The organism is Bradyrhizobium sp. USDA 4504 (genome assembly GCF_054063995.1).
Genome location: NZ_JBSSGV010000001.1, coordinates 8,669,373 through 8,683,607 on the forward strand (window position 1 = coordinate 8,669,373; position 14,235 = coordinate 8,683,607).

Sequence of the window (14,235 nt, forward strand, 5' to 3'; positions counted from 1 at the left end):
GCCTTCAGGTCGTCTTGGGCAACTCGAACACCAGGCAGGTCGTGGTGGCATGGGCGAGCAGCTTGCCATTGTCGTCGGTAATCCGCGCTTCCGCCGTCGCAACCCGGCGGCCGGCGTTGAGCACATGGCCCTCGGTGCGGATTTTGCCGGTGTCCTGGCTCATGCCGCGGACGAAGGAGATCTTGAACTCCAGCGTGGTGTAGCCAAAGCCTTGCGGCAGCGTGGTCTGCACCGCAAGCCCCATCGCGGAATCCAAGAGGATCGCGGCGTAGCCGCCATGCACCGAGCCGATCGGGTTGTAGTGGCGCAGGCCCGGGACGCTGTGGATCACCACATGGCCGGTCTCGGCGGTGCAGTCGAACGGCTCGACATTCTCCATGATCGGCGGCTCCGGCAGGGTCCGGGCGAAGATGCCGCGCACGAAGTCGAGCCCCGGCATCGACGTCATCACCGCCGTCGAGGAGACGCCGTAGACGGGCTTCGGGGTGGCGGGGGCGGTCATTGAGAAAAATCTCCGTCATTGCGAGCGAAGCGAAGCAATCCATCGCTCCAGGCTGGGATAGATGGATTGCTTCGTCGCTGCGCTCCTCGCAATGACGGGTGTGTCTACGCGGCCTGCTTGTTCTTCCGCATCAGATCGGCGAAGCGCTGGAACAGATAGTGCGAGTCGCGCGGGCCGGGCGAGGCTTCCGGGTGGTACTGCACCGAGAACACCGGCTTGCCCTCAAGCGCGATGCCGCAATTGGAGCCGTCGAACAGCGAGATATGGGTCTGGGTCGCGCCTTTCGGCAGCGTCGCCTGGTCCACGGCAAAGCCGTGGTTCATCGAGGTGATCTCGACCTTGCCGGTGGTCTCGTCCTTGACCGGATGGTTGGCGCCGTGATGGCCCTGATGCATCTTCATGGTCTTGGCCCCGACGGCAAGGCCAAGCATCTGATGGCCGAGGCAGATGCCGAAGGTCGGCGTCCCCGACGCGATCACCTTCTGGATCACGGGCACGGCATATTTGCCGGTGGCGGCGGGATCGCCGGGGCCGTTCGACAGGAACACGCCGTCCGGCTTCATCGCCAGGATGTCTTCGGCGGCGGTCGTCGCCGGCACCACGGTCACCTTGGCGCCGACGCCGGCGAGCAGGCGCAGGATGTTGCGCTTGATGCCGTAATCGATCGCGACCACGTTGAATTCCGGCGCGGTTTGCTGGCCGAAACCGTTGCCCCACACCCAGGGCGTCTCGTCCCAGGTGAAGCGCTGGCCGGAGGTGACCATCGGCACCAGGTCCATGCCCTCGAGGCCGGGCCATTCGCGGGCTTCTTCCTTCAGGCCGTGCAGGTCGAACTCGCCGTTTCTGGCGTGCACGATCACCGCATTGGGCATGCCCTTGGAGCGGATCAGCGCGGTCAGCGCGCGGGTGTCGATACCGGAGAGGCCGATGATGCCGCGCGCCTTCAACCACAGGTCGAGATGGCGGGTGGCGCGGTAATTCGAGGGATCTGATATCGCCGAGCGCAGGATCACGCCGCGCGCGCCGGGCGTCGCCGCCATGTTCACCGTCTCGATGTCTTCCTCGTTGGTACCGACATTGCCGATATGCGGGAAGGTGAAGGTGATGATCTGGCCGGCATAGGACGGATCGGTGAGGATCTCCTCATAGCCGGTCATCGCGGTGTTGAAGCAGACCTCGCCGACGGCGTGGCCTTCCGCGCCGAGACCGAAGCCTTCCAGCACGGTACCATCGGCGAGCACAAGGAGCGCGGTCGGTTTATGGTCCGGCCAGGCGGGAGCGTTTTCGGATGTTGTCATGAGCCCTTTAAATAGACGCCGCACCCGGCGGCGTCAAAGCGAAAGGGCACGGATTCACACGGCAATACCGGCCGATTTGACAGGCCCGAACGGCCTTTTAATCTAAAGTTCCCTGAAGCGGCCGTTTGCTTGCCGAAAATGACCCCTCCGGAGCTCCCGCATGGATAATACGATGCCGATCCTGCTCGTCCCGGGCCTCATCTGCTCGCCGCGGATTTTCGCCCCCGTCATTCCGGCGCTGTGGCGATGCGGGCCGGTGACGGTCGCCAACCATATCAGGGACGACAATATGGGGGCCATCGCCCGCCGGATCCTGGCCGAGGCGCCGCCGCGCTTTGCGCTCGCCGGGCACTCGATGGGCGGCTACATCGCCTTCGAGATCATGCGGCAGGCGCCGGACCGGGTTGCGAAGCTGGCGCTGATGAGCACCCAGGCGCGGGCCGATACGCCGGAAGCGACCGCGCGTCGCCGCGGCATGATCGAGCGTGCCAGAAGCGGCCAATATCGCAGCGTGGTCGATGAGCTGTTTCCGGGCTTCGTGCATCCGTCGCGGCAGGGCGATGCAAGCCTGCGCCGGATCGTCGACGACATGAGCGAGGACATCGGCGCCGAGGCTTTCATCCGCCAGCAGAACGCGGTGCTCAGCCGGCCGGATTCGCGGCCGAGCATGGCCTGGATCAAGTGCCCGACCTTGGTGCTGACGTCGGATACCGACAACACCGTGCCAAATTCGCTGTCGGACGAGATGGCCAACGGCATTCCCGGCGCAAAACTTGTAGTGCTCGCCAATTGCGGTCACCTGCCGCAGCTGGAACTGCCGCAGGCCTGCGCCGATGCGCTGGTCGAATGGCTGAGGAACTAGGTTGTTCTGCCGGTGCAAACTGCCTAGATGAGGGGATTGCTGGCTCAAGGACAACGAAATGCTGCGCGACGACATCAATACTGCGGTCAAGGAAGCGATGAAGGCGAAGGACGAGCGCAAGCTGTCCACGCTGCGCATGGTCAATTCGACCATCAAGAACGCCGACATCGACGCGCGCGGGCAGGGCAAGCCGCCCCTCTCCGATGCCGACCTGCTCGGCCTGCTGCAGAAGATGATCAAGCAGCGCCAGGAGTCGGTCGAGCTCTATGACAAGGGCGGCCGCGCCGAGCTCGCGGCCCAGGAGCGCGAGGAGATCGCCGTGATCTCGGCGTACCTGCCGAAGCAGATGTCCGATGACGACGTGAAGGCCGCGATCTCGGCGATCATCGCCGAGACGGGTGCCGCCGGCATCAAGGACATGGGCAAGGTGATCGGCGCGTTGAAGGCGAAATACGCCGGCCAGATGGATTTCGGCAAGGCCAGCGGCCTGGTGAAGGCGGCGCTGACGGGCTAGCCGTTCGTCCGGGCTGGCTTGCGGCGCAAAGTGCCGCGGACCGAATTGCGGGAACCTTTCTGCTGACGGAGCATCTGACGGGCATGACCTCGCGATGACTCCGCAAAGGAAAGGCCCCGATGAACCCGATTGTGCATGCGCTGGATCGTGCAAGAGCCGCTCAAACCGAATCCGACAAGCCGACCCGGGCCGAAGTCGAGGCAGCAGTCCGCACCATCATCCGCTGGACTGGTGACGATCCCGAGCGGGATGGTTTGCTTGAAACTCCGGCGCGTGTGACGCGTTCGTTCGAGGAATTCTTTGCGGGTTACGACCAACGTCCCGCGGAGATCCTGGAAAAGACCTTCGAGGAGATCGAAGGCTACGACGAAATGATTGCCCTGCGGGGCATCCGCTTCGAGAGCCATTGCGAGCATCATATGGCGCCGATCATCGGTCAGGCCTGGGTTGCCTACATCCCGAACGGCCGCGTGGTCGGCATCAGCAAGCTGGCGCGGGTGGTCGACATCTATGCCAGGCGTTTGCAGATCCAGGAGAAGATGACGGCGCAGATCGCCAACACCATCAACGACGTCTTGAAGCCTCAGGGCGTAGGCGTCATCATCAAGGCGTCGCATCACTGCATGACGACCCGCGGCGTGCACAAGCCGGATACCGATCTCGTGACCAGCCGCATGCTGGGTTGCTTTCGCGACAATGCGCTAACCCGCCAGGAATTCCTCGGCATAGCGGTTTAGAGCGTCACAGGGCGATGGAGGAATGATATGGCCGATCAGCAAGCTCCTTCCGGTCCGGATCTGACACAAGGCGTTGCCCTCTCCGACTTCACGGGCGCGATGTTGCTCGGCCATGTCGGCGACGAGGACGTGCTGCTGGTGCGCTCGGGGGCGGATATCTTCGCCATCGACGCGCATTGCAGCCATTACCACGGCCCGCTCGCCGAAGGCCTCCTTGAGGGCGAGACCGTCCATTGCCCCTGGCATCACGCCTGCTTCGATATTCGCACCGGTGAAGCGACCGCCGCGCCCGCCTTCAACGCGCTCGCTGTCTGGAAGGTCGAGCGGGAGGGCGATCGCATCATCGTGCGCGAGAAGCGCGCGCAGCCGAAACTCCGCGTCAAGGGCCCGGTCGATGCGCCCGGCAGCATCGTGATTGTCGGCGGCGGCGGGGCGGGGTTTGCCGCCGCCGAGATGCTGCGACGGCAGGACTATCGCGGCAGCATCGTCATGCTGAGCGGCGAGGCCGCGCCGCCGGTGGATCGTCCGAACCTGTCAAAGGACTTCCTCGCTGGCAGCGCGCCGGAAGACTGGCTGCCGCTGAAGCCGGACGATTTTTATCGTGACGCGGCGATCGATCTGAAACTCAGGACCGAGGTCAAGTCGATCGATACCGGCCGCCGCAACGTCGTGCTCGCCGGCGGCGAAACGCTCGCCTATGACCGGCTGCTGCTGGCGACCGGCGCGGAGCCGGTGCGGCTGCCGATCCCGGGCGCGGACCAGCCCCACGTTCATGTGCTACGCACCGTCGACGATTGCCGGGCCATCATCGCCGCGGCCAGCGGAGCGCGCCGCGCGGTGGTGATCGGTGCAAGCTTCATCGGTCTCGAGGTGGCGGCCTCGCTCCGCGCGCGCCAGATCGAGGTTCACGTGGTCGGGCTGGAACAGCGGCCGATGGAGCGCATACTCGGGCCGGAGATGGGCGATTTCGTCCGTGCGCTGCACGAAGAGCATGGTGTTGTATTCCACCTCGGCGACACGGTGACCGCGATCGAGGGCAAGCGAGCCCGCCTGAAGAGCGGGCCTGTGCTCGATGCCGATCTCGTCGTGGTCGGTGTCGGCGTGAAGCCGCGGCTGGCGCTGGCGGAAGCGGCTGGGCTCGCCATCGACCGCGGCGTGACAGTCGACGCCTATCTCGAGACCAGCGTTCCCGGCATCTACGCGGCCGGCGATATCGCGCGCTGGCCCGATCCGCACAGCGGCGAGACGATCCGGGTCGAGCATTGGGTGGTGGCGGAGCGCCAGGGCCAGACCGCCGCGCGGAATATGCTTGGGCAGCGCGAGGTGTTCGACGCGGTGCCGTTCTTCTGGAGCCAGCATTACGACGTGCCGATCAACTATGTCGGCCATGCCGAGCAGTGGGACGAGATCGCGGTGGACGGCAGCATTGCCGGCAGGGATTGCGTGCTGCGCTACAAGCGCGGCGGGCGCGTGCTCGCGGTCGCGTCGATCTATCGCGACCTCGATAGCCTCAAGGCCGAGGTCGCAATGGAGCGGGCGTCAGCCTGACGGCTTTCTCCTCAAGGATGTTCGTAGCCCGGATGCAGTGAAGCGAAATCCGGGGGAGTCTGTCCACTCGATGAGAACCCCGGATTGCGCGGAGCCTGTCATCGGGCGCGCGTTCGCGCGACCGCTCCATCCGGGGGTCTTTATCCGGGCATCACATTCTTCGTCAGCCCGGGCTTGTCCCCGGGCATCGACGTCTCTACAATCTGCCGCAGCAAATGCGGATGGCAGGGGAAAGGCCCGGCCATGACGAGGGACGGAAGCAACACACACCATGCTCAAGGAAGCCGCTACTTACGACGAACTCTATCGCAACTTCCGCTGGGACGTTCCCGCGCGCTTCAACATGGCGACCGCGTGCTGCGACCGCCATGCCGACGGCACCGGGCGGCTCGCGCTGGTCTATGTCGACGAGGATGGCGGCACCACGCGCACCTCGTTCGACGAGGTCGCGGACGCCTCGCGCCGTTTCGCCAATGTGCTGACCAACGACGGGCTGGTGCGCGGCGACCGCGTCGCGGTGTTCCTGTCGCAATCGCTCGAACTGCCGGTCGCGCATCTCGCGGCGTTTCGCGCAGCGATGATCTCGATCCCGCTGTTCGCACTGTTCGGCGAGGATGCGCTCGAATTCCGCCTGTCGAATTCTGCTGCCAAGGCCGTGATCACCGATGAAGCAGGCTGGGAGAAGATCGCGAAAGTCCGCGATCGTCTGCCCGAGTTGAAGAGCGTCTATATCGTCGGCGATAAGACGCCGGCGGGGACGAAACCGTTCTGGAGCGCGGTCAAGTCGGCATCGCCCGAGTTCGCGACCGTCGACACCTCGGCCGACGATCCCGCGCTGATCATCTACACGTCGGGCACCACGGGTAACCCGAAGGGCGCGCTACATGCGCATCGCGTCGTGCTCGGCCATCTGCCCAATGTCGAGATGTGCCACAACTTCCTGCCGAGGCCCGGCGACCTGATGTGGACGCCGGCCGACTGGGCCTGGATCGGCGGCCTGATCAACGGCCTGTTCGCATTCTGGTACCACGGCATCCCGATGGTTGGACACCGCGCCCGCAAGTTCGAGCCGCAGGCGGCGATGCGGATGATGGCCGAGCTCGGCATCCGCAACGTGTTCCTGCCGCCGACCGCGCTGAAGCTGATGCGGCAGGCCAATGTAAAGAATTCCGGCGTCAGGCTGCGCAGCATCTTCACCGGCGGCGAGTCGCTCGGCGGCCAATTGCTGGATTGGGTGCGCGACACCTTCGGCATCGACGCCCATGAGGTGTTCGGGCAGACCGAATGCAATCTCGTGATCGGCAGCAATTCCAATCTGTTTCCGATCCGTCCGGGCTCGATGGGCCGCGCTACGCCGGGCTTCGACGTCCGCATCGTCGACGAGAAGGGCGAGGAGCTGCCGCGGGGCCAGCGCGGCATCATCGGCGTGCGCCAACCGTGCCCCTGCACCATGATCGAGTACTGGCGCAATCCGGAAGCGACCGCGAAGAAATATGCCGGCGAATTCCTGCTGACCGGCGATCTCGGCGTGCAGGATGAGGACGGCTATTTCTGGTACGTCAGCCGCGAGGACGACGTCATCACCACGGCCGGCTATCGTGTCGGCCCGTCCGAGATCGAGCACACGCTGATGAAGCATCCGGCGGTCGCGATGTCGGCGGTGGTCGGCATCCCCGATCCGATCCGCACCGAATCGATCAAGGCCTGGATCGTGCTGCGGCCGGGCTACGCGCCGGGCGATGCCCTGGCGCGCGAGATCCAGGAGTTCGTCAAGGTCCAGCTCGCCGCCCACGAGTATCCGCGCTTCGTGCAGTTCGCCGATAGCCTGCCGATGACGGCGACGGGCAAGGTGCTGCGCCGGGAGCTGAGGGCGCTGGGGTAGTTTTCTCCGTCGTCGTCCCGGGCAAGCGCAGCGCGGCCCGGGACCCATAACACAAGGTAAAGTTGTTGTGCGACGCTATGGCCCCAGCGAACTCTAAACGTTTGGAGCGGTGGTTATGGGTCCCTGCTTTCGCATTGCGTTCGCAGGGACGACAGCGGAGTATGGAGCGGCTGTATCGCCAACCTCACGTCGGCATCGCAATTCCCAATTCCTTCAGCGCGGCCATCATGCGCGCTGGCGGCTGCATGGGGATCACCATGGCCTTGCCGGTCTCCACGAGGCTCTTCAGGCTGGAGAGGATCGCCGGCCAGCCGGTGCGGCCGCCTGCGAGAATGTCGTCGCTGATCGGACGGTCATGCGATTGCAGGAGCGTCAGCTTCACGCCGTCGCCTGCCGGTTCGATCTCCCAGGTGACGAGCGTCGGCCCGAGCTTTTCGACCAGCTGCGGCCAGTTGACGTTGAAGGTGACGGTCAGCCGCTTCAGGGGATCGCATTCGATCACCTCGCCGGAGATGTGCAGCGCGCCGTCGGGCGTCCGCACGACGTAGGCGCCGCCGATCCGAAGGTCGACCTCGACCGCGTTGCCGGAGAAATACTGCCGGCTGAGTTCGGCAGTCGTCAAAGCCTGCCACACCTTCTCGGGCGTGGCGGCGATGTAGATCGCGTAGACGATTGCCGGTTTGAATTTCTCGATGTTCATGTCTGTACGCACCCGTCGATAGATTTTCATTGTCATTCGAAGCCGTCGATCCCGAGCGCGGCCGGCGGGATCGTGACCGCCTTGCCGGTCTCGAGCAGGCTCTTGAGTCCCGACAGGATCGCCGGCCAGCCCTTGGAAATGCCGTCGAGCAGCTTGCTGCCCGCACCGAAGCCCTCATGAGTCACGGTCAGCTTCACGATCTTGCCATGGGCCTCCAGCGTGAAGACCACCTTGGTTGCCGGCTCCTTGCGCATGTCCTCGTCGAGCACGTGCTTGAAGGTGTAGGCGAGGCGTCGCGGCCGGTCGGCCTCGAGGATCTCACCGGTGTCGGTGGTCTTGCCGCCCATCACCAGCGCGAGCGGCGAGCCGACCTTCCAGTCCGATTGTAGCTCGGTGTCGAACCAGTATTGCCGCGTGAACGCGCTCTTGGTTAGCGCGTCCCACAGTTTGTCCGGCGTGGTCTCGATGTAGGTGACGTAGGCGAATTCGGGCTTAGGCATGGTAGGCCTCCCTGGCGCCGCTGGTGAGCAGGTCGGCCGGCAGTTCGCGCCCGGTCTCCAGGAAACTCTTCAGGCTTGCGATCACCATCGGCCAGCCGCCGGAGATGTCGCGCAGCGTCTTCGGGCCGAGATTGTCGTGCGTCACGGTCAGCTTGACGACCGTGCCGTGCGGTTCGATGTCGAAGGTCACGCGCGAGACCTGCTCGCGCTCGACGCCTTCCTTCACGACGTCCCAGCTGTAGGCGAGCTTGTTCGGTGGATCGGCGATCAGCACCTCGCCCTGCACGCTGCGTCGCCCGTCCTTGGTGAGGTGGTGGGGGGAGCCGACCTTCCAGTCGGAGCTGACGCGATAGCCGAACCAGAAGCGTTCGGTGAATTCGCTCGAGGTCAACGCGTGCCACAGTTTGTCGGCGGTGGTCTCGATATAGGTGACGTAGACGTAGTCCGGTTTACTCATCACGCTTCTCCAATTGTCTTTTCAACTCGCTCAGCGCGGCGAGTTTCCCGCGCTCGAACTTCCTGATCCACCGCTCGCCGATCTGATGGATCGGAACCGGGTTGAGATAGTGCAGCTTCTCGCGGCCATGCTTGATCGTGGTGACGACGTTGGCCTCCTCGAGAATCACAAGGTGCTTGGTGACGGCCTGACGCGTCATGTCGAGGCCGTCGCAGAGCTCACCGAGCGTCTGCCCGTTCTGATCGTGAAGCCGGTCAAGCAGCGTTCGCCGTGAGGCATCCGCGAGGGCTTTGAAGACTTCATCCATGGGTCGGATAATAGGCAACCAAATGGTTGCATGTCAAGAGCGTGTGTTTTGGCATCGGCAGCGCCGTGCTAGCCTTGCCGGCAGCCAACGCAGATTGGTGTGGAACATTGGGTGGTGCGCATGGGCGGTCGCGTTACGGCAGTTTGCTGCAGGTTGGTTCTTGTCCTGCTCGCGAATGGTGCGAGTGCCCAGCCAAAGATCGGCGATCCGCCGGAGGCCTCCAACATGAGGCTGGTCGGAACCAACGATTTGCAGGCCCGCAGCGCCTATCAGCCGACCATTCATCATCAGGGCGACAGATGGATCGCCTATATCGGTCATCACGGCGGCACCGACGACATTCCCGATCCCGTCAACCCGGTGACCGGCAAGGCCGAACCGAACGGCACCTCGATCGTCGACGTCACCGATCCCGCGCACCCGAATTATCTGCGGCACATTCCCGGACAGGAAGGCAAGTATGAATCCGGCGGCGCGCAGATGGTGCGGATCTGCGACGGCAAGGATTTGCCGAAGGGCGATCGCAACGCGGTCTACATGCTGCGCACCTTCGGCAGCGAGGCGCACGAGATCTGGAACGTCGCCGATCCCGCCAATCCGGCGCTCGTCACCCGGATCGGCGGCCTGAAGGACACGCACAAGAGTTTTTGGGAATGCGGCACCGGCATCGCCTTTCTGGTGTCGGGCGCGCCGGACTGGCGCACGCGGCGCATGACGCAGGTCTATGATCTCTCCGATCCCGCGCAGCCAAAGAAGATCCGGGATTTCGGCCTGCCCGGGCAGGAGCCGGGTGCGACCGGCGCGGTGCCGACCGAACTGCACGGGCCGATCTCGACCGGGCCAACGGGCAATCGCGTCTATTTCGGCTACGGCACCAACAAGGGCGGCTTCCTGCAGATCGTCGACCGCGACAAGCTGTTGAACGGACCGAAGGAGCCGACGCCGGACAATCTGAAATTCCCGGAGATCGCGCGGATGCCGCTGTCCGCCATGAACGGCGCGCATACGGTGTTTCCGATGCCCGGCATGCCGATCGCCGAGTTCGCCCGCGACAAGGATGGCAAGAGCCGCGACATCGTGATGATCGTCGACGAGGCGATCCAGAACGAATGCGGCGAGGCCCGGCAGATGGTGTGGTTCGCCGACGTCACCACCGAGGCGCGGCCGATGCTGATCTCGAGCTATACGGTGCCCGAGGCCTCCGGAGCGTTCTGCGCGCGCGGCGGCCGGTTCGGCTCGCATTCGTCGAACGAGAGCATGGCGCCGGTCTACTACAAGAAGCTGGCCTTCATCGCCTTCTTCAACGCCGGCGTCCGCGCGCTCGACATCCGCGATCCCTATCATCCCAGGGAAGTCGGCTACTTCATTCCCTCCATCACGGCGGCGACCGACAAGCGATGCGTCACCATCGACGGCAAGGACCGCTGCAAGGTCGCGATCCAGACCAATAATGTCGAGACCGACGAGCGCGGCTACATCTACGCGGTCGACCGCGCCAACACCGGCCTGCACATCCTCGAACTGACCGGCGCGGCGCGCGCCATCGCCGGTCTGCCGTGAGCGCGCGATGATGCGCTCATGGCCGGTCATCGCGGCGATGGTCCTGGCGCTCGGCGGGCTCTCCGCCGTCGCCGGCTACGAGATGGCGCCGCCGCGCGCAGCCGCGTGGTACGAGATCGGCTGGCCGTTCCCGCGCGACGGCTGGCCCGCCGGCCGCGCCTTCCGTTGCGGCGCGGCGGAGTGCGGTGACGACCTCGAGGTTTATCTCAGGCCAAAACTCGGCTTCTGCAACTGCGACAGCGGCGTCGCCGATGACGACGAGGTCGACCGCGTTTCCGACGTCGACATGATCAGCCCGCGCTTTGTGCCGCTGAAGGCCGGCGATGTCGTTGCTGTCGCCGATATGCCGGGGCGGATCAGGGTCTATGACCTCGAGATGCCCAACGGGAAGCGCACTGCGATCGGCATCGCGGTATCGCATCGCTGCGACCTGATGGCGGTCGCGGCGCAGGGCAGGGGAGATGCCGCAGGGGTGCAGCGGGCGACGTTGAAATTTCTGGAGGGGCGAGAGATCAGGTCATGGATGATCGCGGCAATGGAAGGCCGTTGAGCGTGATCTCTCTTCACCTCGCCCCGCTTGCGGGGAGAGGTCGGATCGCATCGCCAGATGCGATCCGGGTGAGGGGTACAGGTCTAACGACTCGCACCGCCTGGCGGAGAAAGCCTCTCACGCCACCCTCTAAGAGCGAGCTTCGCTCGTCTCGACCCGGTGAAGAGCGGGGCGAGGGGGCAGACGCGCTTCCATGTCTGCCACTCTCGTGCATAATGACGATAAGAAACAAACGAGCTCTCCCATGTCCCTGCAAGCCTATTTCGCCTTCGTCGCCGCCTGCATCGCGCTGGCGCTGCTGCCCGGTCCGATCGTCACGATGGTGATCGCCAACGGGCTGCGCTACGGCACGCGCGCCGCGCTCACCAACGTGCTGGGCGCGCAGGTGGGGCTTGCGATCGTGATCGGCACCGTCGCGGTCGGGCTGACCTCGCTGATGGCGACGATGGGCTACTGGTTCGACTGGGTGCGCTTTGCCGGCGCCGCCTATCTGGTCTGGCTCGGCTTCAAGCTGATCCGCTCTCCGGTCGAGGGCGTCAGCACCGACGACACGCCGCCGCCGCCGCGCGGCGGCTTCTTCCTGCAAGGCTTTCTGGTGCTGCTCTCGAACCCGAAGGTGCTGGTGTTCTTCGGCGCCTTCATCCCGCAGTTCATGGATATGGACAAGCCGCACGTTCCGCAGGTGGCGCTGCTCGGCCTCACCTTCATGGCGACCGCCGTGCTGACCGACGCCGCCTACGCTTTGGCGGCCGGCCGCGCCCGCAAATTCTTCTCCAAGGAGCGGACCCGGCTGATGTCGCGCATCTCGGGCGGCTTCATGATCGGCGGCGGCATCTGGCTGGCGCTGACCCGGGCGCGATAGACCCGCTGGGCGATAGCCTCAAGGTCGTCGTTGACAATGCCGCCGATTTCCAGCCTGGGCAAGCAGCGCAGACGTTTGCTCTAGCCCGGAGGCCGTCAGCCGTGCTTTGATCGGCGACGAAAATTAACCCCTCGTCCGGGGGCATGTCTTTGACCACCGATAGCATGGATCGGCGTCTGGCAGCGGTTCTGGCGGCCGATATCGCCCCGGCTACAGCCGGCTGATGGGAATCGACGAGGAAGGCACTCTGGCCAAGCTGAAGTCGGTCAGGCGAGCGTTGCTGGATCCAGCGCTGGCGGCACATCGCGGCCGCGTCGTCAAGACGACCGGCGACGGAATCCTCGTTGAATTCGCCAGCGCCGTCGACGCGGTGCGCAGTGCCGTCGAAGTGCAGCGCCGCATGGCCGATCAGAATGCTGCCGTGCCAACGGAGCAGCGGCTCGAATTCCGAATCGGAATCCACGTCGGCGACATCATCTTTGACGACAACGATATCTTTGGCGACGGCGTCAACATCGCAGCGCGCTTGGAGGGGATTGCCGAGCCGGGTGGCGTCTGCATTTCCGATGACGTGCAACGGCACATTCGCGGCAAGGTCGATGCGACCTTCGAGGACATGGGGCCGCAGGTCCTGAAGAATATTGCCGAGCCTATTCGGACATGGAGAGTTCGCGTCGGCGGCGCCTCCGCAGCGGCCGCGATCGCGAAGCACGCGTTCACTGCACCGGCTTCCCCAGCCGCGATTGCCGAGAAGGCCTCCATCGCGGTGCTGCCGTTCCAGAATATGAGCGGTGATCCGGAGCAGGAATACTTTGCCGACGGCGTCGTCGAGGACATCATTACCGCGCTGTCGCGCTTCAGATCGCTGTTTGTGATCGCGCGCAATTCAAGCTTCACCTACAAGGGGAAGTCCGTCGACATCAAGCAGGTCGGGCACGAGCTCGGTGTGCGATACGTGCTGGAGGGATCAGTGCGCAAGTCGAGTGGGCGCGTTCGGATCACCGCGCAACTGATCGAGGCCGGCAGCGGTACGCATCTCTGGGCGGACAGGTTCGACGGCGAACTGAGGGATGTGTTCGACCTGCAGGACCAGGTCACCGCGAATGTCGTCAGCATCATAGCTCCGAAGATCCAGCAGAGCGAAATCGAACGAACCCGAACCAAGCCGACCGACCGTCTCGATAGCTACGATCTCTTTCTGAGAGGCATTGCGGCCTATGCAGATCGCTCCAAGTGGGGCGACGCTGAACTCGGCGAGTGGTTCAACAAGGCCTGCGGGCTTGATCCGAACTATGCAGCCGCTCAGGTCATGCTGGCCTATTCGTCGCTGCTGAAACAGACCACGCGCGGCACGCCCCCCGGCGCGGAGGAGTTGGCGGAGGCGCTGCGGATCGCCGAATTCGCCTGCGTGCTGGCCAGCGACGATCCGTTCGTGCTGGCGCGCGCGGCTCACATGTTTGCCTATCTCGGCCACGACTACGATCGCGCCGAGACCATGATCGAAGAGGCGATCTCGCTCAATTCGAACGATGCTGCGGCATGGGGATATCGTGGCTGGATTTCGCTCATGTGCGTCCAGCCGGCACGCGCGATCGAAAGTGTTGAGCACAGACTCCGGCTCAGCCCGATCGATCCCGGGCGTGCGTCGATGTGGAACGGAATCAGTTTCGCGCATTTCATGCTCGGTCAGTATGAGCAGGGCCGCGCGGCCGCCGCCAAGGCGCTGGTGATCGGCGAAGACGCACACACGCTCAGCGCGTTGATCATGAACGAAGTCGGCTCGGGGCGCCTCGACGAGGCGCGCGTCATCGCCGGCCGCCTGCTCAAGCTGCGACCCGATTTCCGCACGTCCTACGCGCGGCAGAATTTTCCGACCAGGACCGTCGAATGGGGCGAACGCATGGTCGCCGTGCTGTGTGAGGCCGGCATTCCGGCGTAGGAATTCCTGGATCTATG

15 protein-coding genes are annotated in these 14,235 nt (G+C 64.6%); 9 read left to right on the forward strand and 6 right to left on the reverse strand.

Annotation, left to right across the window (positions count from 1 at the left end):
• Window positions 1–4 precede the first annotated feature (4 nt).
• Together ACVMB1_RS40750 and carA are read right to left on the reverse strand one after the other, a co-directional pair.
• Window positions 5–502 (reverse strand): PaaI family thioesterase, encoded by a 498-nt coding sequence (locus ACVMB1_RS40750; protein WP_076827980.1) that lies wholly within the window; start codon window positions 500–502, stop codon window positions 5–7.
• A 104-nt stretch (window positions 503–606) separates the two neighbouring features.
• Complete coding sequence (gene carA / locus ACVMB1_RS40755; RefSeq protein WP_076827979.1) at window positions 607–1,800, reverse strand: glutamine-hydrolyzing carbamoyl-phosphate synthase small subunit; 1,194 nt, start codon at window positions 1,798–1,800, stop codon at window positions 607–609.
• Window positions 1,801–1,960: 160 nt separating this feature from the next.
• Between carA and ACVMB1_RS40760 the strand changes: the two genes are divergently transcribed.
• From ACVMB1_RS40760 to ACVMB1_RS40780, 5 genes are all read left to right on the forward strand, one after another.
• Window positions 1,961–2,662, forward strand: a complete 702-nt coding sequence (locus ACVMB1_RS40760; RefSeq protein WP_141340933.1) for an alpha/beta fold hydrolase — start codon at window positions 1,961–1,963, stop codon at window positions 2,660–2,662.
• Window positions 2,663–2,720: 58 nt separating this feature from the next.
• Entirely contained in the window at window positions 2,721–3,176 is a 456-nt protein-coding gene (locus ACVMB1_RS40765) for a GatB/YqeY domain-containing protein (protein ID WP_028333117.1), read from the forward strand.
• Window positions 3,177–3,295: 119 nt separating this feature from the next.
• Window positions 3,296–3,913 carry a GTP cyclohydrolase I FolE gene (gene folE / locus ACVMB1_RS40770; protein ID WP_028333118.1) on the forward strand — a complete coding sequence of 206 codons (618 nt, stop codon included), beginning with the start codon at window positions 3,296–3,298 and terminating at the stop codon, window positions 3,911–3,913.
• Window positions 3,914–3,940: 27 nt separating this feature from the next.
• Window positions 3,941–5,461 carry an FAD-dependent oxidoreductase gene (locus ACVMB1_RS40775; RefSeq protein WP_076827975.1) on the forward strand — a complete coding sequence of 507 codons (1,521 nt, stop codon included), beginning with the start codon at window positions 3,941–3,943 and terminating at the stop codon, window positions 5,459–5,461.
• Between the two features lie 271 nt (window positions 5,462–5,732).
• On the forward strand, window positions 5,733–7,343 hold the full coding sequence (locus ACVMB1_RS40780; protein WP_076827973.1) for an acyl-CoA synthetase: 1,611 nt from the start codon (window positions 5,733–5,735) through the stop codon (window positions 7,341–7,343).
• A 184-nt stretch (window positions 7,344–7,527) separates the two neighbouring features.
• On the opposite strand, the gene ACVMB1_RS40785 is transcribed toward ACVMB1_RS40780, so the two are convergent.
• From ACVMB1_RS40785 to ACVMB1_RS40800, 4 genes are read right to left on the reverse strand one after another with little or no spacing between them, the layout of a single operon-like run.
• Window positions 7,528–8,043, reverse strand: coding sequence for an SRPBCC family protein (locus ACVMB1_RS40785; protein WP_057018078.1), 516 nt, complete (start codon window positions 8,041–8,043; stop codon window positions 7,528–7,530).
• Between the two features lie 32 nt (window positions 8,044–8,075).
• Window positions 8,076–8,543: an SRPBCC family protein gene (locus tag ACVMB1_RS40790; RefSeq protein ID WP_057018077.1), complete on the reverse strand. Its 468-nt coding sequence runs from the start codon at window positions 8,541–8,543 to the stop codon at window positions 8,076–8,078.
• Window positions 8,536–9,000: an SRPBCC family protein gene (locus ACVMB1_RS40795; protein WP_076827971.1), complete on the reverse strand. Its 465-nt coding sequence runs from the start codon at window positions 8,998–9,000 to the stop codon at window positions 8,536–8,538. Before ACVMB1_RS40795 ends, ACVMB1_RS40790 begins: the two co-directional genes overlap by 8 nt.
• Window positions 8,993–9,307: an ArsR/SmtB family transcription factor gene (locus ACVMB1_RS40800; RefSeq protein ID WP_076827969.1), complete on the reverse strand. Its 315-nt coding sequence runs from the start codon at window positions 9,305–9,307 to the stop codon at window positions 8,993–8,995. Before ACVMB1_RS40800 ends, ACVMB1_RS40795 begins: the two co-directional genes overlap by 8 nt.
• Window positions 9,308–9,427: 120 nt before the next feature.
• On the opposite strand from ACVMB1_RS40800, the gene ACVMB1_RS40805 reads away from it, so the two are divergent.
• The 4 genes from ACVMB1_RS40805 (at window position 9,428) to ACVMB1_RS40820 (ending at window position 14,218) form a co-directional block, all read left to right on the forward strand.
• Window positions 9,428–10,867: an LVIVD repeat-containing protein gene (locus tag ACVMB1_RS40805; protein ID WP_076827967.1), complete on the forward strand. Its 1,440-nt coding sequence runs from the start codon at window positions 9,428–9,430 to the stop codon at window positions 10,865–10,867.
• Window positions 10,868–10,874: 7 nt separating this feature from the next.
• A complete protein-coding gene (locus tag ACVMB1_RS40810; RefSeq protein WP_063790109.1) occupies window positions 10,875–11,417 on the forward strand; it encodes a hypothetical protein in 543 nt (180 codons plus the stop codon).
• A gap of 244 nt (window positions 11,418–11,661) precedes the next feature.
• Window positions 11,662–12,279: a LysE family translocator gene (locus ACVMB1_RS40815; RefSeq protein ID WP_028333127.1), complete on the forward strand. Its 618-nt coding sequence runs from the start codon at window positions 11,662–11,664 to the stop codon at window positions 12,277–12,279.
• A gap of 223 nt (window positions 12,280–12,502) precedes the next feature.
• Window positions 12,503–14,218, forward strand: a complete 1,716-nt coding sequence (locus ACVMB1_RS40820; RefSeq protein ID WP_229192665.1) for an adenylate/guanylate cyclase domain-containing protein — start codon at window positions 12,503–12,505, stop codon at window positions 14,216–14,218.
• The last annotated feature ends 17 nt before the right edge of the window (window positions 14,219–14,235 follow it).